The sequence below is a fragment of the Haloarcula sp. KBTZ06 genome (assembly GCF_048595605.1).
Lineage (GTDB): Archaea > Halobacteriota > Halobacteria > Halobacteriales > Haloarculaceae > Haloarcula > Haloarcula hispanica.
The window spans coordinates 2,954,617-2,976,712 of sequence record NZ_CP184337.1 but is presented as its reverse complement, the minus strand read 5'-3'; the positions used below and the strand labels follow the sequence as shown (position 1 = coordinate 2,976,712).

The following is a 22,096-nucleotide window of genomic DNA, read 5'->3' as shown; positions in this document are numbered from 1 at the left end:
AGATTGATACCCCGCTGTCGGCAATCCGAGATAGGATGGGCCGGGACGAATCGACCAGTAGCACGCCTCCAGACGGGACAGAGGAGTCTGTGGAGGCCAGCCCTGCGTTTCGTCTCGCGCTATACGTCCGTGACATCGGTACGAGCGTCGGGGCAGTGGTGCTCGTCGGCGCGTTCCTGTTTGCTGTCAGCGGGGTGTGGCCGCCACTGGTCGCCATCGAAAGCGGGAGCATGGAGCCACACATCGACACCGGCGATATGGTGTTCGTCATGGACGCGGAGCGCTTCTCGGGACAGGCGGCCCGTCACGGCGTTGTAACGGCAGCGGCCGGGACAGAGACCGGCTATCGGACCTTTCAGCAGCCCGGGGACGTCATCGTCTTCGAACCCAACGGTAACGAGCAGCGAACGCCGATCATCCACCGGTCGATGCTGTGGGTCGATGCCGGCGAGAACTGGTACGACCGCGCGAACCAGACGTATGTCGGGAGCGCGGACAGTTGCGACGAACTACAGAACTGTCCGGCGCCGCATGCTGGGTTTATTACGAAAGGTGACAACAAAGTAACCAACACTAGATACGATCAGGTCACCGGGGCAAGCACCGTTGTCCGCCCGGAGTGGGTCATTGGAACCGGGACCTTCCGAATCCCTCGTCTCGGATACGTCCGAGTCCAACCGTCTCAGCTATGGCACACGTCGGTGTCGATACCGGTCGGAGGAGCTACAGCACCAGCGGCAGCCTGAGCAAATCGGAAGATAGCGTTCGGTCCAACAACAGAAAGTTGATTGGCCGCCTCCGAGTATTCGTGGTACGAATGGCCGGGTCAGACCGTCGGTCGTCGGATGGAGACGAAACCGAGAGGCCGGGAGGGATGATGTACGTGGCCGATATCGTCAGTAGCGCCGGCTCAGTCCTGCTCGTCGGGGTGTTGCTGTTCGCCGTCAGCGGCGTGTGGCCTCCGCTCGTCGCTATCGAAAGCCCGAGCATGGATCCCCATATCAAAGAAGGCGACCTCGTGTTCGTGATGGAAGAGGAGCGGTTCTCCGGCCCGGGTGATCACGAGGGTGTCGTCACCGCAGCGAACGACGACAGCTATCGGACGTTCCAGCGTCCGGGCGACGTTATCGTATACGAGCCCGACGGCAACAGTCGGCAGACTCCGATCATCCACCGAGCGATGCTGTGGGTCGAGGAGGACGAGAACTGGTACGACCGCGCGAACAAGGACTACATCGGCAGTGCGGACAGTTGCGACGACCTCAGCTCCTGTCCGGCCGACCACGCCGGCTTCATCACCAAGGGCGACAAAAACGGCCGATACGATCAGGTCGGCTCTCCCCCCATCAGCGAACCGGTCAAACCCGGGTGGGTCGTCGGTACGGCAGAGATACGGGTCCCGTTGCTGGGACAGGTCCGACTCCAGTGGAACAAGGCCGGAGCGACTGGTGTAGTAACGGACGAGACGGGGTCGACGGTGACGGACGAGACGGGACCCACAGCGGTGAACGGCACCGCGGCCGGGTAGCCGTATCACTCGAAGGGGATTTTTTCACCTGGAACGGCCGAGCTGTCGAGCGCGAATACAGTTCGCAGGTCAGTTGTCGAACCGGGCCTGGACGAACGGCTGGACGTCGTCGATATCGCCGAGTCTCGAATCCGACAGGAGCACCGCCTCCGTCTCTTCGGTTGGAACCGAGAGGGAGATCTCTTTCGTGCGCCCGTAGCGGCCCTTCGAGACGACGACGGCGTTGACGATGCCGAGCATATCCAGCTCCGAGATGAGGTCGGTGACGCGGCGCTGTGTCAGGATGTCGGCGTCGATCTCCTCACAGAGGTTCTTGTAGATGTTGAACACCTCGCCGGTGTTGATGTTGTGGACGCCGTTCTTTTCCAGCAAGATGATGGCAAAGAGGACAATCTTCGACTGCGTGGGGAGCGTCCGGACGACCTCGACGACGCGGTCGAGTTCGATCTTCTCCTGAGCCTGCCGGACGTGGTCTTCAAGGACGTTGTCCGTCTGGTCACGCTCGGCGAGTTCGCCGGCCGTCCGGAGGAGGTCGAGCGCCCGGCGTGCGTCCCCGTGTTCCTGTGCGGCGAAGGCCGCACACAGCGGGATGACGTCCTCAGTGAGCGCGTCGCCTTTGAACGCCACGTCCGAGCGTGCCTGGAGGATGTCCCGAAGCTGATTCGCGTCGTAGGGGGGGAAGACGATTTCCTCTTCACCAAGGCTGGACTTGACCCGTGGATCGAGGAAGTCGGTGAATTTCAGGTCGTTCGAGATGCCCATAATCGAGACGCGGGAGTTCTCCAGTTCGGAGTTCATCCGGGAGAGGTTGTACAGCGTGTCGTCGCCGCTTTTCTCGACGAGCTTGTCGATCTCGTCGAGCATGATGACGACCACGCGCTCGTGGTAGTCGACGGCATCGAAAAATGAGCTGTACACCCGGTCCGTCGGCCACCCCGTCATCGGGACTTCCTCGAACTCCGCCTTGTCGGCTTCCAGCGATTCGATTTCGGTTTCGATGTCGTCGAGGGAATCGAACGCCGTCTCTTCGAGTGCAGCCGCGTTCTCGCGTGCACGCGATCGGAGATCTTCGAGTTCGGCGATGCGGTCGTCGATGAGCTGGGCGTTCTTGTCGATGAACTTGTTCGCGAGCTGGGCCAGCACGCGGTACTGGGTGTCGGTCACCTCGCAGTTGATGTACTCCACTTCACAGGGAACCTCGTACTTCTGTGAGGTCGTTTCGAGTTCCTCGCTGACGAACTTCGCGGACGCGGTTTTCCCCGTTCCAGTCTTGCCATAGATGAGGATGTTCGACGGCGTATCGCCGCGCAAGGCGGTGACGAGAATCGTCGCCATGTTGTTGATCTGCTCCTCGCGGTGGGGGAGTTTGTGCGGCGTGTAGGAGGGGCGGAGGACCTCCTTGTTCTCGAAAATGGGTTCCCCTTCGAGAAGGTCGTCGAACAGGCCGCGGGACGCCTCGTCTGAGGGATCGTCGGATCCGGCATCGAGATTGTCGAGAATAACGTCGTCGAGATCGGATGGCCCGGTCGATGTCCCGGAGTCCGTTTCGACATCGAGTTGCTCGTCGGACCCGTCGGCGTCGTTCGACGTCTCTGTCGTCGACGGGTCGGATGCCGGGGCCGAGTTGTCGCTTTCGTCAGTCATAGTCGAGAGAGTCCCCTTCGTTTCGTGTGGAGAGAGTTGGAGACACCGGAACAGAGGGAGCGAGGAGTGCGTCAGTACCGTCGTTAGTGAGCATCAGCGCTCTCCGGTGCGTCCAGTTGAACCACATGAACCGTACCGTGAGTCGATATTAAATATTTCGGTACACCACCCATGAAACATATATGTTGGCATATTTATGAGTGCTCCCGCATGGGTTCCGTTGTCGTAAAGAGGACTATAGCTTCAGTTTCACTGGGTTAGACGGGCATGGCACGGCAGGGGTATGAGTGGAGGGGAAGGGGAGCCATGGAGTGGTTCCGGGAGCTGGTACGCTGTGTGAACACGAGTGGTGGTACCACGGAAGGACGGGACCTGTAGGACAAAGCGACCGTAACGGGCCAACCCCCCCACCCCTTCGTTTCCGGTGGAACGGGAAACAGGCCCGGGGGGAGGGGGTGAGGGTGACGAAAATGTCCTCTAGTAAGAGGAAAGATTTAATACACTTCCTCATAAACCAAAGCCGCACTAGATAAAACAAATCCCTAGTAGAGGGTAGTATACAGTTTTCTAGTGTCTAGGCCGTTCTAACTAGCGGTATGGCGAGTCGCGCCGATTTGAACAGCTGGTCCGCTCCCGATTTGATCGGTAATTCTCCACCCCCTCCCCAGGGATGTCTGTCGTTCCACCTGAAACAAAGGGGTGGGGGGCTAGGATGGTCCACCCCTAATCCGAATCGCTGGGTTTCGGATGACCGGACTCCACCCGAACAGTTCCCGTCCCGATTGCATCCGCGGAAACGCGCACACGCTGATCTGTGCTATGCCTCCCCATGTCAGAAAAAGGACTAATGTCTGACGTAGGCTTAAGTGAATTCGCCTATCTTTTACGGGCAGAGCCGCCATACCGGACGACTCCGGGCGGCGGGAGGATAGGATGGGATTGTTAACAAACCTCAAAGATAGCATCTCACGCGCGGCATCGACGCTGTTCTCCGAAGAGGATCCGAAGCGGATCGGTATCTACGGCCCGCCGAACGCCGGCAAGACGACGCTGGCGAACCGCATCGCACGGGACTGGACTGGCGACGCCGTCGGTCCGGAGAGTCACGTTCCACACGAGACTCGCCGTGCGCGCCGAAAGGAGAACGTCGAGATCGAACGCGACGGGAAGAAAGTGACAATCGACATCGTCGACACGCCGGGCGTGACGACGAAGGTCGATTACACCGAATTCCTCGAACACGACATGGAGAAAGACGACGCCGTCCGTCGCTCCCGCGAAGCGACCGAGGGCGTCGCCGAAGCGATGCACTGGCTCCGCGAGGACGTCGACGGTGTCATTTACGTGCTTGACTCCGCGACCGATCCGTTCACGCAGGTCAACACCATGCTCATCGGCATCATCGAGAGCCAGGACCTTCCGGTGTTGATCCTCGCGAACAAGATCGATCTGGAGGAGTCCTCCGTCCAGCGCATCCGAAACGCCTACCCCCAGCACGAGACGATTCCGCTGTCGGCGCTCGAGGGAGACAACATGGACGAAGTCTACGACAAAATCGCGGAGTACTTCGGGTGATATAATGGCAGAAGTCAAAGACCCAGACGACGGCGTCCAGATCGACCTCATCAGCGGCGAACGCATGGCCGGACTGGCCTCGATGGAGAAGATTCGGATGATACTCGACGGGGTTCGTGACGGCAACATCGTCATCCTCGAAGAGGGACTCTCCCCGGACGAGGAGTCCCGCCTGATCGAAGTCACGATGACGGAGATCAGCCCCGACGAGTTCAACGGCATCGAAATCGAGACCTACCCCAAGTCCGAGGCCGCCGACGCCAGCATCCTCGACCGGCTGATGGGCAAACAGTCGACCCAGAAGCTGACAGTCATCGGGCCGGCGAACCAGATAGAGACGCTCCACAAGGACGAAACGCTCATCAGCGCCCTCGTCTCCCGGAAATAATGCCCCACCAGTGTACGGACTGTGGCCGTGGCTTCGACGACGGGTCGAAGGAGATGCTCTCGGGCTGTCCCAACTGCGGCGGGAACAAGTTCCAGTATCAGCCCGAGGGGGCCGACATCTCCGAGACGCCGGACGCGGAGCCACCGGAACCACCGGGACCTGACAGCACTGTCGCCCGTACCGTCGGCAAGACCGCCGCCTCGGTACGTGACTTCGTCAGTGGCTCCGCTCCGGACGGCGACCGTCCCGCCGAACAGTCCCATCTCGACGCCGACCGGTCGGCTGACTCACAGCCGAGTGACCCATCCCACACGTCCGGCTCGCCGTCGACCGAACCCGACCGCACGTCTGCGGCTGAGGATTCAGCCCAGGCCAGTGCCCGCGGCGATATCGTCGAACCGGACGAACTCCCGTCCGACGCACCGTCGGCGTCCGAATCAGAACACCAGTTCCGCCCTGTCGGTGCGGACCCTGACCCACCGGCGGAACCAGAGCAGGAAGACCGGCCCGACCTAGAGGAACTGCGCGCGGAACTCAACGACCAGTTCGAGTCGATCAAGGTACTGGAACCCGGCCAGTACGAACTGAACCTGATGGAACTGTACGACCGCGAGGAATACATCATTGCGCTGCAGGAAGACGGGCACTACTCGATTCAGGTTCCCGAAACCATCCGTTCCGAGTGACCGAACGGTCTTATTGCCGCTTTCATATATTCGTTAGCCCGAATTACGCCGTAGAACGGCTGCACACTCCATTGAGTATCAACGCGGGCACAACCATTATATAATATGCCGTGGATGCTTCGGATAACGCCATGAGCCACCGAGAACTCTCGACATCGGATTCACACCTCGAAGAGTGGGCGTCACTCCTCGGTGCTGATATCGACGACGACGGGCGCGACAGCGACTTGCTTGACGACCAGGACGAACCCGCTTGACATCCTCTCCGCCCTGAAGGGCGAAGATTCCCGACTGCCGTTGGGATATTGTGGTCTACGGGACAACCTGTTCTTGTGGGCGTAATCTGCCCGTTGATTTATCGAACAGGCGCACCCATGGCTGTGCCAAACAGCCGTTACTCCTATCCTGTGACGGACTCGGAGTTACCGTCGCTCGCATATTCTCCGCCGCATTCAGATCACTGTTCGCAACCAAATCACACTCTGAACACACATACAACCCACGCTCAACACGGTTAGAATCCGCTTCTGTGCCACACTCACAGCATGTTTTCGAGGTTTTTAATCCGCCTTCGGGAACGCGCTCTATACTGATGCCGCGTTCTTCGGCTTTGTATTCAATGTGGCTCAACAGCGTTTCAAACGCCCAATCGTGCAGCCGCTTGTTCCCGTGGCGTCCCCAATCAGAGTCGTCACGAATCTTTTTCGGATGACCTATTGCTATCGTCCCGACATTGCGAGTGGCGCATTGCTCCACAATATCTTTCGATAGTGCGTGCAAGAAATGGTCTTGCCGCCGGGACTTCTTTTGTCGAAGTCGCTGTGCCTCATTGCTCGGGCCGTTTTCACCCTCTGTGTTGTATTCTTCATGACGGAAGTAGTGAGTATCTTCTTTCAGGGCGTTGCCCGGATACAATAGCGTCTCGTCACCGATAGAGACAGCCGCCGTGTTGCAGATACCAAGATCAACACCAGCCGTCTTCTCGCCGGGACTCTCCGACGTTTCAATCTGCATTTCGCAGACGAAATGCAGTTCCCACTGGTTGCCAGTCCAGACAGAACGCACCGTCTGGACGGTTTCAACATCGGAAAGCGTCTGGTCGTCTGCTTGGATCGTGTATTCACAGAGGATGTAGTCTGCGGCGTACCGAGACTCCTTCATATTCGTGCCCTTTGAGAGACGAACGCGGTTGTACTCGGTATCCAGTTTGAAGCCCTTATTTTTCCACGTCACGGTTGAACGCGGGTGTTCGTCGCCGTGTTTGCGATAACCGGGCGGATTCGCGTCAGGATCGTCCTGCTCGTACCACGAGACGAACGCCTCACCAAGTTCTTGGAGAACTCGTTGACTGGACTGAGAATGTAGGTCCGCGTAGCGTTCGTGATTTTTGAGGTACGAGCAGAGTTCGTCGGCGCTTGGGATATGGTCGATAGCGTCCCAAACACGAGAGATTGTCCATCGCCCGATGTTCCAGAGTTTGCTGGCGGCGAAGCCATGCGAATCAAGGTCGTCAGAGACTTGCGAGTGATTAGTGACACTCGCTTTCAGTGTCCGAGTGACGACCTGATTCGACACACGTAAGCATAGTATTATTACTTATATAATTGTTCGGGTGATGTCTAATAGTGGAATATCCAGCCGTAGCTACGGGTGTAGCATGACGCCAATTTGTCGGATTCATGCCCGCCGTGAACGGCGAGGCTTTCTCCTCGTTTTCCCGTAACGATCACGGTTCGTCAGGGAGCGCCACTCACAGTTACAGCCACGTCTCTCACACCGCTGGCGAGGCGAAAAATACAGCTCGGGACGGATGCCGTCCCGAAATCCGACGGTTGCGAGCGATGCCGGGTTACGAGATTTTGTCGTACTGGTCCGAGAGCTTCTCGGCAGCGTCGGCCATCAGGTCCTGCTCGTAGTCGTCGAGATCCCACTCGACGATCTCTTCGACGCCGTTGCTCCCGAGACGGACCGGGACACCGAAGGCGGTGTCCTCGTGCCCGAACTCGCCTTCGAGCTTGACCGACGCCGGTAGCACTTCGCCGGTGTCGTGGAGGATGGCTTCGACCATGTGCGCGACGCCGCGTGCCGGCCCCCACTCGGTCGCGCCCTTGCGCTCGATGACGTCCATCGCCGATTCCTGCAGGTCGCCGAGCAGTTGCTCTTTCTCGTCGTCGCTGAACTCGGGGTCGGTGCCGTCGACGCGGACCTTCGAGAACACGGGGACCTGTGCATCGCCGTGTTCCCCGAGGATTGTCCCTTCGACGTTCTGGACCGGGGCGTCGAACTCCTCGCTCAGCACGTAGCGGAACCGCGCGGAGTCCAGGCGGCCGCCGAAGCCGATGACCTGCTCACGCGAGCGGTCGCCGGCCTCGTAGAGGTGGCGGTTGAGCAGGTCGACGGGATTGGAGGTGGTCAGCGAGACGTAGTCGTCGTTGTGCTCGTCCAGCGAGGACTGGATGTCCTCCATGATCGGCGCGTTGTCGCCGGCGAGGTCGATACGGGTCTGTCCGGGCTGGCGGGGAATCCCGGCCGTGATGACCACGACGTCCGAGCCGGCGGTGTCCTCGTAGCCGCCCTGGCGGACACGCGTGTTCGAATCGTAGGCGATGCCGTGGTTCGTGTCGGCGGCCTGCCCGACCGTGTCGTCTTCCTTGTCCGGGATGTCCACGAAAACGACTTCGTCAGCGATGTCACGGAGCGCGATGTTGTACCCTGCGGCTGCGCCGACTGTGCCGGCTGCGCCGACTACGCTTACCTTTGTCATACCATTCGGAAAGGCTCGGGCGCGAACGTTAAACGTGTCGAAACCCCGATTCCGCCGCACAGCGTTCAGCCAGTACCGACGTCTCGCACCCGTAAACTGTTTTCAGCCCCGTGACGTTGTGACTCGTATGAGTGATTTCGACAAGGAAGCCGAACGCGAGAAACTCCGCGAGAAATTCGAGCAGGAGGAGGACAACCGGGCGGCGACCGAGCAGATGAGTGAGCTCCTGTTGAAGGGCGCGACGATGACGAACGCCCACTGCAGCGAGTGTGGCGACCCCATCTTCCGCTACGACGGCCAGGAGTTCTGCCCGACCTGTCAGAAGCCAGTCGCTCGCGACGCGCAGGCCGACGGGGCGGAGACGGACGACGGCGACGAAGAGACGGCGGACAGTGCGGGCGACGGGGACAACATCGAGATGGCCGCCCCCAGCGACGAGGCCCGCGTCCAGTTCGGCGACGATAGCAACGAGCCGGACCAGACTGCAGCCGAAGACGGAGCGGCGGACGGGCAGACCACACCGGACGCTGCTCCCTCCGCACCTCAGGAACCACCCCACTCGGACTCGTCGACGAACGCATCGCATTCTCCACCCGAAGCGGGGGGCGATAGGACCACACAACCCCGGAGCCAGCCCGATTCACCCGCCCAGAACGCCCGAACCGGCGCTCCGAACCCCGCTGACCGGACCACTGAATCCGAGCGGCAGCCCGGGAACAGTTCACAGGACCCCCCCGCTTCCGCTCGACAGCCCGCGCCATCCGAAGGTGGGGCCGGTGACGTTGCGGCAAATCTCGATGCGGCGTCTGCGCTCCTGGCCGAGACAGTTCACCGCTTCGCCGAGCGCGCCGCGGCGACCGAGAACCCACGCGAGGCTCGCGAGCATCTGCAGGCAGCGAGAGAAGCGGCGGAAGCGCTGGACGCGACGCGGTTCTGAGCGGAGCTACGGGTCGTAGTCGCTGGCGATGACTTCTCGAATCCGGTCGGCGGTCACGTCGCCGATGCCGGACACCTCCAGCAGGTCGTCTTTGTCGGCGGTCATCACCGCCTCGACGCTACCGAAGGCTTCCAGCAGCGTGCGCGCGGTCACCGGCCCGACTTCGGCGATTGAAGCGACGACGTACTCCTGTTGCTCCGGGAGCGTCTTCGACTGTTTCTCGCCGTGGACGCTCACCTCGCGGTCGGCCACCTCCTGCTCCCGCCCGGCGATGACTTCCAGCAGGTCGGCGGTCTCGTCCTCGTCGCTGGTCCGCAGCACGCTCGCGCCGAAATCGACCGCGAGCGACGCGAGCGCGCCCTGGATCGCCTTGTGATGGACGTTCCGCGCGCCGAAGAGGTCTTCGCCCTCGATGACGACGACGGGCCGACCGTAGTTGCGCGTGGCGTCCCCGACCTGCTCGAACATCGACCGGTCGCCGCCGGTCAGCGTGTCCATGAAGTCAGCGACGGTCTTGCGCTCGACGACCACGCGGTCCGAGAGGACGTAGTCGCCGACGGCCAGCGTTTCGAGTCGGGTCTCGATACCGTCCCGCGTCGAGAGGTCCCGGGCGATGTTCGAGTCGAGTTCCCGCTGGTCGGCGACGATTTCGACGGGGTCGTCCTCGTCGTCGTGTCCGGCGCTGGCGACCGTTCCCTCGTCGTCCCCTGTTCCGGTATTCTCCTCGTTGGCCGTGGCCGCTTCGCTGTCGACCTCGGCCGCTTCCGACGGGTCGTCTGCGAAGGCGTCCAGTCCGGCCTGACCGTCACTGCCATCGTCATCCTCGACTGACTTGTTAGCTCCGCTACCCCTTTTGTTTCGAGTGGAATCCCCGCTCCGTGTTGCGGTTTCATCCTCGCTGGTTCCACCCGAAGCGGTCCCTTCGCCGTCCTCGTACTCGTCGAGCCCGGTCTGGTCGAGGCGGGCCTCCAGTTCGCCGGCGACGCTTTTGAGTTCGTTCAGCTCGCGTTTCATCCGCTTCTGGTCGTTGCGGGCCTTCCAGAAGTACGCCTCGTCGCGGGTGTCCTCGGCCAGCAGGACGACGACCCGGCCCTCGGCCTGTCGGCCGGTTCGGCCTTTCCGCTGGATGGCCCGAATCGCGGTCGGCACCGGTTCGTAGAACAACACCAGGTCGACTTCGGGCACGTCCAGCCCTTCCTCGGCGACGGACGTCGAGACGAGCACTTCGAACTCGCCGTTGCGGAACCGGTCCAGCGTCTCCTGTTGCTGGCTCTGGCTCATCCCCTCGCTGCCGTCGGTGTCGCTCTGACCGACGAACTTCTGGGTCGTGAAGTGGTCCGAGAGGAAGTCCACGAGCGTCTCGGCGGTGTCCCGCGATTCGGTGAAGACGATGACGCGCTCGCCGTTCTCGATGCCCAGCGTCTCGGCGAGCAACATCCGGGTTTGGCGGAACTTCGGATGGAGGTCGTCGTAGTCGCTGGCCTTCCGCATCGCCTCCCGTACTTTCGGCTCGCTGACGAGGCGCTGGTCGGCCTTCGACGCGCCGGAGGAGCGGGCAGCCTCCTTCAGCCGCTCGAAGTACCGCCGCAGGGACTCGACGCTCTGCGTTTCGACGTACGTGACGGCGGTCCTGAGCTTGCGGATTTCGGCGAGAAAGCTCATCCCCTGGTAGCCCTCGCTCTGGTCGTTGTTCATCAGGTCCCGCAGTTGCCCCTGAATCTGCTGGATTTCGCGCTCGGAGATGTCCGCCGAGGATTTGTTCGTGACGCCGAGTTCCCGTAGTTGGTCCAGCCGGTCTTCGATGACCTCGTTGATCGCGTCGCGGATCTCGACGACGACCTCGGGCAGTTCGATGCGGTTCCAGTCGACGCTGGTGTCGTGGGTGTACTCTGCCACGTCGGCGTCGTTCTCGGTCATCACCGCGACTTCAGACAGCCCGAGGTTCTCACACACTTCGAGTATCGCCTCCTCGTCGTCGCCGGGGGAGGCGCTCATGCCCGTCACAAGCGGGTCTTCGGCGTCGGCATGGTAGCGGTCAGCGATGTAGTTGTAAGCGTAGTCCCCGGTCGCCCGGTGGCACTCGTCGAAGGTGCAGTGGGTCACGTCGGCAAGGGAGATACGGTTGCCGACAAGGTCGTTTTCGACGACCTGCGGCGTCGCGATGACGATGCGGGCGTCCTCCCAGAGGGCGGCCCGGTCGTCGGGCCGGACTTCGCCGGTGAACACGACGACATCCTCGTCGTCGATTTCGAGCGCTTCGCGGTAGAACTCGGCGTGTTGCTGGACCAGCGGCTTCGTCGGGGCCAGCATGAGTGCTTTCCCGCCGACGGCATCGAGTCGTTCGGCGGTCACCAGCAGCGAGACAGTCGTCTTGCCCAGCCCGGTCGGGAGACAGACGAGCGTGTGGTCTCCGCTCGCCGTCGCCGCCAGTTCAGTCTGGTAGCGGCGGTTCTCCAGGAACTCCGGCGTCACCAGCGGGCGCTCGACGTGCTCGCCACCGGCGTCGGTGGTCGCCATTACCCACGCGTTCGTCCCGCCGGTGGTTAAGGGTTCAGATACCGCGGTGAAAGTGAACAGCGAGGGATTACAGGCCGATTCCGGGCAGGTACTGGACGCCGACCCACATCGCCAGCGCGCCAAGCACCGGAATCGAGAAGTTGTCGTCGATGACGTAGCCGGCGATACGGGGCTTGACGCCGTCGGCGAAGGTGGCCGCGATACCGCCAAGCACGGCGGCGGCAGGCGGAACGAACGGGGCCGCAAGCAGCGTACAGACGCCGAACATCACCAGCAGCACCCAGGCCTGTTTGACGTTGCTGGCATCAGCCGAGCCCAGCAGGCCGCTGATGGGGTCGCCGATGGCGAGCATCAACATCGCCGGGACGGCGACTGTCTCGGTCATACTCGGGAGTTCGACGGCGAAGGCGACGATGGCTATCCCGACGATGTACAGCGCGTAGCCGGCGGGGTTGTCCTGTTCGTACTCGCGGGTGAGCCGGTCGTACACCACCCAGTCCAGGCCGGTCGTCAGCCGTACGGCTTCGAGAATCAGCACGACGACGAGCGCCACAGCCAGGAATCCCTGGACGACGCGCCACGTAATCAAGTCCGGCCGGAGCAGATGCGCGAGCGGGACCGTCGCGCCGGTGACGTGGACGAGTCGCCGGGATACCTCGTCGGCCATCTACAGGTCGTCGAAGGTCAGGTCGCCGGTTGCGAGCCGTTCGAGCCGGTCGGCGAGCCCCTCGATGGGCAGCCGTTTCTGCTCGGTCGTGTCTCGCTCGCGCACGGTAACCTCGCCGTCTTCCAGACTTTCGTAATCCACGGTGACGCAGTAGGGCGTACCGACCTCGTCCTGCCGGCGGTAGCGCCGCCCGATGGCACCGGAGTCGTCGTAGGTGACCGAGAGGCCGGCGGCCCGGAGGTCGTCGGCGATATCGGTGGCGAGCTCGGCCATTCCGTCCTTGTCCATCAGCGGGAAGACGCCGACCGTGGTCGGGGCCTGTTCCGGCGGGAGATCGAGGTAGGTCCGCTCCTCGCCGTCGACCTCGTCAGTTTCGTAGGAATGTGCGAGAACGGTGTAGATGATCCGGCCCACGCCGAAAGAGGGTTCGACGACGTGCGGGCGGATGTGCTCACCGTTCTCGGTGACCTCGTCGACGCTGAAGTTCGTCTCCTCGACGGGGACGGTGTGGGACTCGCCAGCAACCTCGACGGTAACCTCGTCGTCATCGAAGGCGTCAGGATTCCTCTCGGCCAGCGCTTCGAGTGCGTCGGCGACCGCGCCGGCGTCGCCGCCGAACTCCGGCCCGAGGTAGCTCATGTCGGGGTCGACGGTCGCTCGTTCGACGGTGATCGGCTCGTCGTACTGCTTGAACACCGTGTAGTCCTCGCCGGAGTGTTCGGCGTGTTTCGAGAGGTCGTAGTCGCCACGGTAGGCGAAGCCCGTAATCTCTATCCAGTCGCCGTCGACCTCGCTCTCGGCGTCCCAGCAGTCGGAGGCGTAGTGGGCGCGCTCGCCGGCGAGGTGCTGACGGTAGCGAAAGCGGTCCATGTCGACGCCGATGCGCTCGTACCACTCTCTGGAGACGCCCAGATAGTAGGCGACCCACTCGCTCTCGACGACGCCCTCGTTGACGGCCTCGCGGACCGTGAGTTCGCGCTGGCCGCCGTCCTCGCTCTCCTGTGCTGCTGCGGAGTACAGCGGGAGCGTCACGTCCGCTACCTCGGCCAGCGGCGGCTCGTCTTCCTCGGGGTCGATGAAGTGTTCGAGTTCGGCCTGGGTGAACTCCCGGACGCGGACGAGGGATTTCCGCGGGGAGATCTCGTTCCGGTAGGCCTTCCCAATTTGTGCGACGCCGAAGGGGAGCTGATTCCGGGCGTACTCCGAGAGCTGCGGGAACTCCACGAAGATGCCCTGTGCGGTCTCCGGCCGGAGATAGCCCGGCGACGACGACCCCGGACCGATGTTGGTCTCGAACATCAGGTTGAAGTTGTCGACCGGCTGGTCGGCCAGGGACGCGTGACAGGAGGGACACTCGATGCCGTGCTCGGCGATGAGGTCCATCACTTCCTCGTTGGGGAGTGATTCGGCCTCCTCGATGTCCGTGTTGTCCTCGACGAGGTGGTCGGCGCGGTGGGTCGCGCCACACTCGCCGCACTCGACGATCATGTCGTCGAAGCCGTCGAGGTGTCCCGAGGCCTCGAAGACGGGCTCGGGCATCACGTCGGGTGCTGAGATCTCTTGATGGCCTTCCTTGACGACGTAGCGGTCCCGCCAGGCGTCCTCGATGTTCGATTTCAGCGCAGCGCCCTGTGGCCCGTAGGTCCAGAAGCCCGCCGCGCCGCCGTAGGCACTCGACGAGGGGAAGTAGAAGCCGCGACGCTTCGCCAGTTCGGTGAGGCGTTCGCCCTCGCTCATAGGCCTCGCAGCAGGTCGATATCCCGGACGATGCCGGTGAGCTCGTCACCCGACAGCAGCGGGATCTGTTCGATGTCGTGCTCGATCATCAGCTGTGCCGCCTCCTCGGCGGTGCGGCGCTTGTTCACCGTCACGACCTCGGCGGTCATGAACTCGCGGACGGGCTCGGCAGGGAGCTCGACGTTGCGGGTGGGCATGTACCGACCGCCGACGGCTTTGATGCCCTCCCAGGCCCAGTCGTCGTCCTGATTGGCGATTGAGTCGCCGGTGTCGTCCTCGCCCTCGACGACGCGGGCGACCGCGATGATGTCGACCTCGGTAAGCATCCCCGACATGTCGCCGTCGTCGCCGAGCACGACGCCGTATGGGACGTTCGCGTGGGAAAGCTCCCGTTCGGCGACGGTCAGCGGCGTGCCTTCGTACACGCAGTTGATGTCGCGGTTGGCGAGATCACCGACGATCTTGTCGCCGTCGACGTCGCCGTTGGCGATGGACCGAATCACGTCGGTCACTGTGATGATCCCTTTGAGCTGGCCGTCGACGATAGGAAGGCGTCGCTCGCCGTCCTCGACCATCACCTGCGCGGCAGCTTCGATAGACGTGTCCTCGCTGATCGCCGGGACTTCCTCGACGAGCAGGGCTAGCTGGTCTTCGTCGGGGCTCTCGATGAGCGCATCGCGTGAAATAATCCCTCTGAACTCCTCGCCCTCGTCGGTCTCCTTGATGACCGGGACCGACGAGAAGGCCTGCTCCTGGAGGTACTCCAGTGCGTCATCACGGGTCCCAGGAATGGTGACCGTGACGACCTCCGAGCGTGGCGTCATAGCGTCTGCGACGTTCATACTGCCAGAACTTCCTTCCCGCATCTACTAAGTCCTTAACATCCGTCCGTTTTCGGCATCCGGGTAGCACGCCGGGCGGCCATCGGCTATCGCCGACGACCGCGCAGACGCCATCTCGGAAACCCAGGGACTGCACCGCCCCGGAAACAACTACGTCTTCTGTCATATTGGTATTCTGAATCTGGGTATGAATAGAACTGCGGAGACAGACTCTAATGGTTGAGATATAAGGCCCTATCCGTATTGGGTCACGAACCATCTCGTCCCAGTACTGACAGGATACGAACTATTGTCAGACAGTTGGCTCTGGATCATACTCCTGCCCTCTATGGGTTTCGCTAAGTTTTTATATGGTTGTTACATATTATCATGCATGGAGTCGGATACTGTCGCTCCGGTTGAGATGGTCGCGGACGGAGACATCATGGCATCCGTCGAAGAGGGTCCAACGGATCAGTTTATCGTCGCTGACGTGACCCGAGACGACGCCTATCTCACAACCCCGCTCGCGGACGCTGCCTCGCTCCCGGCCTGGCGATAGGCCGCTGTCTGTCGGTTCGATTTTCGCTGACGGTCCCACCAAGCAGGATACCCTATCAGCGGCGCGGGCGCTCCGTCCCGAGTGTCCGCACGCAGTCGTTCGGACGGAGAAAACAAGCGTTATGCCGCCCCAGTAAGTTCGATTCGGTATGAAGGTACTCGTCACGGATCCTATCGCTGATGCCGGTCTCACGCGGCTCCGTGAGGCAGGCCACGATGTCGAAACAGCCTACCAGGTCGAGGGCGACGCGCTCCTCGACGCGGTGGCCGACGCGAACGCGCTCATCGTCCGCTCGGGCACCGAAGTCACCGAGGAAGTGTTTGCGGCCGCGCCCGACCTCATCATCGTCGGCCGGGCCGGCATCGGCGTGGACAACATCGACATCGACGCCGCCACGGACCACGGCGTCATCGTCGCCAACGCCCCCGAGGGCAACGTCCGCGCCGCCGCAGAACACTCCGTCGCGATGGCGTTTGCCACGGCTCGCTCCATTCCACAGGCCCACGACCGCCTGAAAAGCGGCGAGTGGGCCAAAGGCGAGTTCCTCGGCACGGAAGTCAACAACAAGACGCTCGGCGTCGTCGGCTTCGGCCGCGTCGGCCAGCAGGTCGCCAAGCGACTCGGCAGCCTGGGCATGGACATCGTCACGTTCGACCCGTACATCAGCCAGGAGCGCGCTGACCAGTTCGGAGCGGAACTCGTCGACGAGCTCGACGACTGTCTCGCCAAGTCCGATTTCATCACCATCCACACGCCGCTGACCCCCGAGACGGAGAACATGATCGGCGAGGAAGAGCTCGCCGAACTCGAAGGCGGCTACGTCGTCAACTGTGCCCGCGGCGGCATCATCGACGAGCCGGCCCTGGCCGAAGCCGTCGAGGACGGCGTCCTGAAGGGCGCAGCGCTCGACGTGTTCGGCGAGGAACCGCTGCCGGACGACAGCCCGCTGCTGGACGTCGAGGACATCATCGTCACGCCCCACTTGGGCGCGTCGACGGAAGCGGCACAGGAGAACGTGGCCACCTCCACGGCCGACCAGATCATCGCCGCGGCCAACGGCCAGCCCGTCGCTAACGCCCTGAACGCGCCGTCGCTGGACGAGGCGACGTTCAAGCAGGTCGGGCCGTACCTCGACCTCGCCGATACTGCCGGTCGCATCGCCGTGCAGTTGTTCGGCGGTCACATGTCCGAAGTGCAGGTCACCTACGCTGGCGACATCGCCGAGGAAGACGTGGAGTACGTCACCGCCAGCGCACTGAAAGGGGTGTTCGCCCCGTCGGATCTCCAGGTCAACGCCGTCAACGCCCCGCAGATCGCCGAGGACCGGGGTATCGACGTGACCGAGTCCAAGACCCGCTCTTCCGAGGACTACCAGAGCCTCATCACCGTCACCGTCTCCGACGGCGAGGAATCCGTCTCCGTCTGTGGGACCCAGTTCGGCGGCGAGGAGCCCCGTATCGTCCGCATCGACGACCACCGCATCGAGGCCGTCCCCCACGGGCACATGCTGGTCGTCCGCAATCGCGACGAGCCCGGCACTATCGGGTTCATCGGGACCGTGCTGGGCGAGGCCGACATCAACATCGCCGGGATGTTCAACGGCCGCGAGACTATCGGCGGGGAGGCCCTGTCCGTCTACAACCTCGACGAACAGCCGCCACAGGACATCATCGAGCGACTCAACGGCGACAGTCGCATCATCGAGACCACCTACGTCGAACTCGGCGACGAGTAACGTCAGCGGAATTTTTCGAAAGCCAGTCGCAGTTTATTTGCCGTCGATAAGGCGCTCGTACCGGTCGACGACGGCCTGGCGGTGTTCGCGCTCCTGTTCGAGCGCGGTTTCGAGTGTCGCCACCTGCGAGCGCAGCAGCGCGATCTGTATCTGATAGATCGTACTGGGCGTCTGTCGGGACGATGGTGACGGGGAGCCCGACCGGTCCCCGGAGTCGAACGGCGGCGCTGAATCGCGGGACGAGGCCATACCCGTGACAGGACCGCCACGGCCAAAAACACCCGTCGGACGGCCGTCACGCGCTCGTCTGTCACCCTGATGAATCCGGGTGACGCTATCGCTCACATGAAGTCCGCGATACCTGACTGCTTGTTGTGGTCGTTTTCGAACACCGACTCTATTTTCCGTTCCAGGATCTTGAGCCGCTGTTTCGTGTAGTCGCGGGCTCCGAACTCGTCGGCGACGCGGATGGCCGTGTCGATGTACTTGTTGACCGAGCCCTCGTGGACGGTGAGGTTGACGCGGCCGCCACACTCTCGGCAGTCGCCGGTCAGAGGCGCGCGGCGGAACGACTCCCCGCAGTCCAGACAGCGGACCTCCTGCCTGGAGAACGCCCGGAGGTTCCCGATGAGGTCCGGCAGGAAGTGGTACTCGATGATGCGCTCGGCCACGTCGCTCTCGACGACGGCCCGGAGCTTCCGGGAAATCTCGAGCTGGGCGTCCATCTTGTCCTCCATCGACCCGAGCGTCTTGTACGCCGAGAGGTCCGGCCCGGCGGCGATGTTCGCCGTGTCGTGGGTGTGGCGGAACTCGGTGTACTCGCGGTCGGTCCCCAGCGTCTCCTCGGCGATCTTCATCACGTCCTCGACCTCGGTCGGGTCTTTCATCTCGCGGGTGGCTTCGTAGAACTCCCGGGGATAGCTCTCCATGATGTCCATGTTGTGGGCCTCGTCGTCGATTTCGCTGGGGTCGATGCGAGAGGACATCACCAGCGGGGCGTCCATCTGTCCGCCGCGCTGGTTCGGGAGGTAGGACTTCGAGAAGTTCAGCAGGCCGTCCATCAGGAGCATTACGCAGTCCTCGTCGCCGTCGCACTGGCCGACATAGGTTCCTTCGACGGCAACGCGGTGCGTGTCGGCGACCGTGAGACAGTAGACGTGGTCCACGTTGCTCTCGACGTACTCGACAGTCTCGACGGTGTCTGTCGGGGCTGCGCCGTCGGTTGCTGCCGTCGAGGCCTCGCCGCGTGCCGTCATCGTGGTCGTCTCGCCGCCATCGTAGGCAGGGAGTTCGTCGCCGGCAGTCAGGTCGCCCGCCGGGACTTCCTCAATCCCATCGGAGCCGGCACGGAGCATCGTGTGGTCGGGCGTAACCCTGAGGGTTCGGTCGCCGACGGAAATCTCGACGAGGTGGTCCGGCGCGGGGTGTTTCGAGACGGCGTCGACGGGCTGGCGACAGGGACCGTTCTCGCCCAGCGACGACACGGTGAGGTCGCCGTCTAACTCTTGAACGAGCGTCCCGAAGTCGTCCTCGTCGGGGTCATCCAGTCGGTTTTCGACCAGTTCCTCGATGGTCCCGTACTCCCAGTCGTCATTCTCGTCTTCGTACCACAGCCGCGTGTCCGGGTGGAAGCAGTTCCGGCGTTTGGCGGCGTGGAAGTACGGATGCGCGTAGCCGACGGCGGCGGAGGTGAAGCCGACCACGCGCCCGACCGTCGCCGCGCTGGTGTGGGGGGCCATCCCGAAGACGAGTTCGCCGACGAGGTCCTCGCGGTCGTCGAACTCGTAGAACCGCTCCAGCCCGTAGTACTGCTCTAAGAGGTCGTCGACGAAGCGAGCGGTCTGGAGCATGTGCTCGGCCGCGCCGTCCGAGAGGACGATGTCCTGGACCTTCAGTTCGACCAGCTGGTCATCGTGAGTCAGCGGATCGCCGTGGATGTCCTCCGTATAGCCCAGCCCTCGGAGCCGCTCGGCGGAGACGTCCAGTTCCGAGGCCCGAACCGCCGTCACCGGCAGGTCCGTCATGTCGTAGCGCACTGTCCCGTCCTTGAACGCCGAGACATCGTGTTTTGCCCGGAGGATTCCCTTCTCCATCGGCTCCGGGACCTTCTCCTCGGAGGTGAGCCCCTTGACCGCTTTCAGTTGCTCGAAGGCTGTCTCGCGCTCGCCGACGTTCTGCAGGGCATCGCGGTAGGCCTCTTGCAGGTCGAGTACCTTGTACTGGGTCGGCGAGGCGAGCGTCTCACAGCGCGTACACTCCGCGCGGCCGGACTCGTCGCGTTCGACCTCGGCCTCGCAGTCGGGACAGACGTACACCGGTTCGGTGGTGCCGCCACAGTCGGGACAGCCCGCCTGGTGGGTCTCGGTTCCGCAGTCGGGACAGCGCCGGCGGGCGATCTCCACCTCGACGTGGCCGGGCGTGTCGCTCATCCCGTCGGCGTGTTTCGTCGCCTTGGCAACGTCCCGCTGTGCCCCACCGGCCTCGCCGATGGGGCTGAGCGTGTGGACGGCCGGCGAGAGGTCCCGCCGCTCGGATTTCTCGGGGCGACCCATCCGGTTGCCGATGCGGGTCGGGGCTCGCTCCCGGACCTGAAACGGCGCGATTTCGTTGATTGCCTCGATTGCGTTCTGGCCGTCTTCGCGTTCGGCGTCCTCGGCTACCCCGATTGCGTCGAGCGACTCGCTCTCGCCGTAGGTCTTGGCGCGCTCGGAGAGGTCCGCAGGCGTCCAGTCCCGCTCTAACGAGCGGGAGAACCCGAGTGTCCGCACCAGCGGCACCCAGTCGGTGACGGTAATCCTGTCGTCGTCTTGGGTGTGCTCGACGAGGAGGTGTTCCAGCGTCCGCTGGACGGCATCGGTGCGGGGCAGGACGAGCGCGCCGTCGTCGCTGTACGTCTCGCCCGCTGTGTCGTCAGCCTCCGCCTCTGGGTCGGCGTACGCCCCGTCGGCCTGTGCGACCTGTGCGTCCTCGACGGCGTCGGCGAGCGCGCACACCTGGTCGACGCTCACGTCGTGCCAGAGGTAGGTGTATTTCGGGTGCAACGGCACGTCGTAGTCGGTCGCCCACTCGATTGCCTCCTCGGCGCTCGGGTCGGCGAGGTCGACGTGGGGCGAGTCCTGCATCGCCTGCACGTCCGCGCCCGCGGCATTGAGGTCCTGCTCCCACCACTCGACAGTGTAAGAGGCCGGCGCGAGCGGGTGGTTGTTCTCGACGAACTCCCCGTAGTTGACCAGGTACTCGCCCAGGTCGAGTATCTTCTCGACGCCGTTGCGCACTTCCAGCGCCTCCTCGGCATCGTCGATGCGGCGCACGTCCCCGTTGGCCAGGCGGACGGTGGGTCCCTCGATGGTGTCGACCGGGACGACGCCAGCGGCTTTCCCCGGCCGCTCGGTCTTGATCTGGGTCCCGGTCGCGAGGAAGTCGTCGACGAGATGCATCGTCGCCGGATGGACGCCGGCGGTCGCGAAGCCATGGTTACGTGACCGCCCGTAACGAAGCCGGAATCCGCCCGCTTTCGACGGGTGAGAGAACACTGGCCGGCCGGCAATGAGGTCCCGGAGGTATTTGTCGGCTGGCTCGACGCGGGGCGGTCCGGCCTGCTCGTCACTCTCGTCTTCGCTGTCCTCGTTCGCTCCTTCGCTCCCGTCGTCGCTGTCCGCATCGTCCGAGCCGTCCGCCTGGTCGGCTTCGTCTTTGCCGATGGTCCCGTCGATGAGGTCCTGCAGCCACGGCCAGTCGACCTCGTCCAGGTTCCGGGTGTAGCGCTGGATCTTCGGCGCTTTCAGGGCAATCCCCTCGGCCAGTACCAGACACATCCCGCCGCGCGGCGAGTTCGAGTCGACGCGTTCGAGGTCCCGATAGCCCGAGACTTCCTCGTCGCCGGTCGCCTCGCCGTCGAGCATGATCGGCATGTGCTCGGCGATGAACTTCGTCTCCTTCTCCTTGGGCGAGTACTGCAGCCCGGTGTCCTTGTCGTAGAGATCGATCTCCTCGGCGTAGCGCCCGATCTCGTCGTCGCGGGCCTTGTACTGGTCGATGCCCAGCAGTGCGCGGGCGTAGTCGGCGACCAGCACCGACAACGCCTGCGCGGTCCCGCCAGCCGACCGAATCGGGCCGGCGTAGTAGACGTTGATGAACTCCGTCCCATCGTCGTTTTCCAGCAGTTCGACGCGGTCGATGCCCTCGATCGGTGCGGCGACGACGCCCTCGGTCAGCAGGGCAACGGCGGTCCGGACCGCGCCTTCGACTTTCCCCTCGCGGCTGTCGTAGTCGCCGACAGTCCCTTCGACGAAGTCCTCGACCAGTTCCAGCGCGGCCTCCTCGCGGGACATCTGCCCCTCCAGCTCTCGAACCCGCTCGGCAACGCCGTCGATGCCGAGGATGTTCTCGACCCGGTCTGCCATGTCGCGCGCGGTTGGAATCTCGACCTCCGGCTTCGGGTCACCGCCGCGCTCTTTGGCCCGCTCGGCGACGTCGAAGGCGGCTTCGAGCTGTGTTTCCAGCGTTTCGAAGTACTGTTCGTCGGCCTCTCGCAT

Annotated in this window: 18 protein-coding genes; 9 read left to right on the top strand and 9 right to left on the bottom strand. The window is 63.2% G+C overall.

All coding sequences use genetic code 11. From position 1 onward, the window contains the following. The first annotated feature begins 35 nt into the window (after positions 1-35). Positions 36-746 (top strand): S26 family signal peptidase, encoded by a 711-nt coding sequence (locus ACNO8S_RS15505; RefSeq protein WP_146417688.1) that lies wholly within the window; start codon positions 36-38, stop codon positions 744-746. A gap of 128 nt (positions 747-874) precedes the next feature. Further along, on the top strand, positions 875-1,528 hold the full coding sequence (locus ACNO8S_RS15500; RefSeq protein ID WP_420182792.1) for a S26 family signal peptidase: 654 nt from the start codon (positions 875-877) through the stop codon (positions 1,526-1,528). 69 nt (positions 1,529-1,597) lie between these two features. Here the strand turns inward: ACNO8S_RS15500 and ACNO8S_RS15495 are convergent, their stop codons facing one another. Then, the gene (locus ACNO8S_RS15495) at positions 1,598-3,172 is read right to left on the bottom strand and encodes a Cdc6/Cdc18 family protein (RefSeq protein ID WP_064288542.1); all 1,575 of its coding nucleotides are present in this window, start codon (positions 3,170-3,172) and stop codon (positions 1,598-1,600) included. 933 nt (positions 3,173-4,105) lie between these two features. Between ACNO8S_RS15495 and ACNO8S_RS15490 the strand changes: the two genes are divergently transcribed. The 4 genes from ACNO8S_RS15490 (at position 4,106) to ACNO8S_RS15475 (ending at position 6,078) form a co-directional block, all read left to right on the top strand. Continuing rightward, entirely contained in the window at positions 4,106-4,747 is a 642-nt protein-coding gene (locus tag ACNO8S_RS15490) for an Era-like GTP-binding protein (RefSeq protein ID WP_004590329.1), read from the top strand. Between the two features lie 4 nt (positions 4,748-4,751). Next, positions 4,752-5,135: a DUF2073 domain-containing protein gene (locus ACNO8S_RS15485; RefSeq protein ID WP_004517591.1), complete on the top strand. Its 384-nt coding sequence runs from the start codon at positions 4,752-4,754 to the stop codon at positions 5,133-5,135. Beyond that, positions 5,135-5,821 (top strand): OapC/ArvC family zinc-ribbon domain-containing protein, encoded by a 687-nt coding sequence (locus ACNO8S_RS15480; protein ID WP_008307188.1) that lies wholly within the window; start codon positions 5,135-5,137, stop codon positions 5,819-5,821. The genes ACNO8S_RS15485 and ACNO8S_RS15480 overlap by 1 nt, the downstream gene beginning before the upstream one ends. A 131-nt stretch (positions 5,822-5,952) precedes the next feature. Next, complete coding sequence (locus tag ACNO8S_RS15475) at positions 5,953-6,078, top strand: hypothetical protein (protein WP_255359479.1); 126 nt, start codon at positions 5,953-5,955, stop codon at positions 6,076-6,078. 55 nt (positions 6,079-6,133) lie between these two features. Here the strand turns inward: ACNO8S_RS15475 and ACNO8S_RS15470 are convergent, their stop codons facing one another. After that, positions 6,134-7,396 (bottom strand): RNA-guided endonuclease InsQ/TnpB family protein, encoded by a 1,263-nt coding sequence (locus tag ACNO8S_RS15470; RefSeq protein WP_420182245.1) that lies wholly within the window; start codon positions 7,394-7,396, stop codon positions 6,134-6,136. A gap of 274 nt (positions 7,397-7,670) precedes the next feature. Beyond that, a complete protein-coding gene (gene mdh, locus ACNO8S_RS15465) occupies positions 7,671-8,585 on the bottom strand; it encodes a malate dehydrogenase (protein WP_014041705.1) in 915 nt (304 codons plus the stop codon). 127 nt (positions 8,586-8,712) lie between these two features. Here mdh and ACNO8S_RS15460 point away from each other — a divergent pair, with 127 nt between their 5' ends. After that, on the top strand, positions 8,713-9,522 hold the full coding sequence (locus tag ACNO8S_RS15460; RefSeq protein ID WP_420182244.1) for an Sjogren's syndrome/scleroderma autoantigen 1 family protein: 810 nt from the start codon (positions 8,713-8,715) through the stop codon (positions 9,520-9,522). A 6-nt stretch (positions 9,523-9,528) separates the two neighbouring features. Here ACNO8S_RS15460 and ACNO8S_RS15455 read toward each other — a convergent pair whose 3' ends face one another. The 4 genes from ACNO8S_RS15455 to ACNO8S_RS15440 form a co-directional block, all read right to left on the bottom strand. Continuing rightward, positions 9,529-12,039, bottom strand: a complete 2,511-nt coding sequence (locus ACNO8S_RS15455) for a DEAD/DEAH box helicase (protein WP_420182243.1) — start codon at positions 12,037-12,039, stop codon at positions 9,529-9,531. Between the two features lie 67 nt (positions 12,040-12,106). Then, positions 12,107-12,706 carry a dolichol kinase gene (locus ACNO8S_RS15450; RefSeq protein WP_420182242.1) on the bottom strand — a complete coding sequence of 200 codons (600 nt, stop codon included), beginning with the start codon at positions 12,704-12,706 and terminating at the stop codon, positions 12,107-12,109. Next, the gene (glyS, locus tag ACNO8S_RS15445) at positions 12,707-14,443 is read right to left on the bottom strand and encodes a glycine--tRNA ligase (RefSeq protein WP_420182241.1); all 1,737 of its coding nucleotides are present in this window, start codon (positions 14,441-14,443) and stop codon (positions 12,707-12,709) included. Further along, entirely contained in the window at positions 14,440-15,285 is an 846-nt protein-coding gene (locus ACNO8S_RS15440; protein WP_014041700.1) for a CBS domain-containing protein, read from the bottom strand. The genes glyS and ACNO8S_RS15440 overlap by 4 nt, the downstream gene beginning before the upstream one ends. A 373-nt stretch (positions 15,286-15,658) precedes the next feature. Between ACNO8S_RS15440 and ACNO8S_RS15435 the strand changes: the two genes are divergently transcribed. Further along, the gene (locus ACNO8S_RS15435) at positions 15,659-15,826 is read left to right on the top strand and encodes a DUF7556 family protein (protein WP_014041699.1); all 168 of its coding nucleotides are present in this window, start codon (positions 15,659-15,661) and stop codon (positions 15,824-15,826) included. 148 nt (positions 15,827-15,974) lie between these two features. After that, the gene (serA, locus tag ACNO8S_RS15430; RefSeq protein ID WP_420182240.1) at positions 15,975-17,561 is read left to right on the top strand and encodes a phosphoglycerate dehydrogenase; all 1,587 of its coding nucleotides are present in this window, start codon (positions 15,975-15,977) and stop codon (positions 17,559-17,561) included. A gap of 33 nt (positions 17,562-17,594) precedes the next feature. Here the strand turns inward: serA and ACNO8S_RS15425 are convergent, their stop codons facing one another. Further along, positions 17,595-17,810 (bottom strand): hypothetical protein, encoded by a 216-nt coding sequence (locus ACNO8S_RS15425; protein ID WP_014041697.1) that lies wholly within the window; start codon positions 17,808-17,810, stop codon positions 17,595-17,597. 92 nt (positions 17,811-17,902) lie between these two features. Next, positions 17,903-22,096 (bottom strand): DNA-directed DNA polymerase II large subunit, encoded by a 4,194-nt coding sequence (locus ACNO8S_RS15420; protein WP_420182239.1) that lies wholly within the window; start codon positions 22,094-22,096, stop codon positions 17,903-17,905.

What these genes read in the sequence shown, in the direction of transcription:
- ACNO8S_RS15505 (WP_146417688.1), top strand. Translation starts at nt 36, where the DNA reads ATGGGCCGGGACGAATCGACCAGTAGCACGCCTCCAGACGGGACAGAG.
- ACNO8S_RS15500 (WP_420182792.1), top strand. Translation starts at nt 875, where the DNA reads ATGATGTACGTGGCCGATATCGTCAGTAGCGCCGGCTCAGTCCTGCTC.
- ACNO8S_RS15495 (WP_064288542.1), bottom strand. Translation starts at nt 3,172, where the DNA reads ATGACTGACGAAAGCGACAACTCGGCCCCGGCATCCGACCCGTCGACG.
- ACNO8S_RS15490 (WP_004590329.1), top strand. Translation starts at nt 4,106, where the DNA reads ATGGGATTGTTAACAAACCTCAAAGATAGCATCTCACGCGCGGCATCG.
- ACNO8S_RS15485 (WP_004517591.1), top strand. Translation starts at nt 4,752, where the DNA reads ATGGCAGAAGTCAAAGACCCAGACGACGGCGTCCAGATCGACCTCATC.
- ACNO8S_RS15480 (WP_008307188.1), top strand. Translation starts at nt 5,135, where the DNA reads ATGCCCCACCAGTGTACGGACTGTGGCCGTGGCTTCGACGACGGGTCG.
- ACNO8S_RS15475 (WP_255359479.1), top strand. Translation starts at nt 5,953, where the DNA reads ATGAGCCACCGAGAACTCTCGACATCGGATTCACACCTCGAAGAGTGG.
- mdh (WP_014041705.1), bottom strand. Translation starts at nt 8,585, where the DNA reads ATGACAAAGGTAAGCGTAGTCGGCGCAGCCGGCACAGTCGGCGCAGCC.
- ACNO8S_RS15460 (WP_420182244.1), top strand. Translation starts at nt 8,713, where the DNA reads ATGAGTGATTTCGACAAGGAAGCCGAACGCGAGAAACTCCGCGAGAAA.
- ACNO8S_RS15455 (WP_420182243.1), bottom strand. Translation starts at nt 12,039, where the DNA reads ATGGCGACCACCGACGCCGGTGGCGAGCACGTCGAGCGCCCGCTGGTG.
- ACNO8S_RS15450 (WP_420182242.1), bottom strand. Translation starts at nt 12,706, where the DNA reads ATGGCCGACGAGGTATCCCGGCGACTCGTCCACGTCACCGGCGCGACG.
- glyS (WP_420182241.1), bottom strand. Translation starts at nt 14,443, where the DNA reads ATGAGCGAGGGCGAACGCCTCACCGAACTGGCGAAGCGTCGCGGCTTC.
- ACNO8S_RS15440 (WP_014041700.1), bottom strand. Translation starts at nt 15,285, where the DNA reads ATGAACGTCGCAGACGCTATGACGCCACGCTCGGAGGTCGTCACGGTC.
- ACNO8S_RS15435 (WP_014041699.1), top strand. Translation starts at nt 15,659, where the DNA reads ATGGAGTCGGATACTGTCGCTCCGGTTGAGATGGTCGCGGACGGAGAC.
- serA (WP_420182240.1), top strand. Translation starts at nt 15,975, where the DNA reads ATGAAGGTACTCGTCACGGATCCTATCGCTGATGCCGGTCTCACGCGG.
- ACNO8S_RS15425 (WP_014041697.1), bottom strand. Translation starts at nt 17,810, where the DNA reads ATGGCCTCGTCCCGCGATTCAGCGCCGCCGTTCGACTCCGGGGACCGG.
- ACNO8S_RS15420 (WP_420182239.1), bottom strand. Translation starts at nt 22,096, where the DNA reads ATGCGAGAGGCCGACGAACAGTACTTCGAAACGCTGGAAACACAGCTC.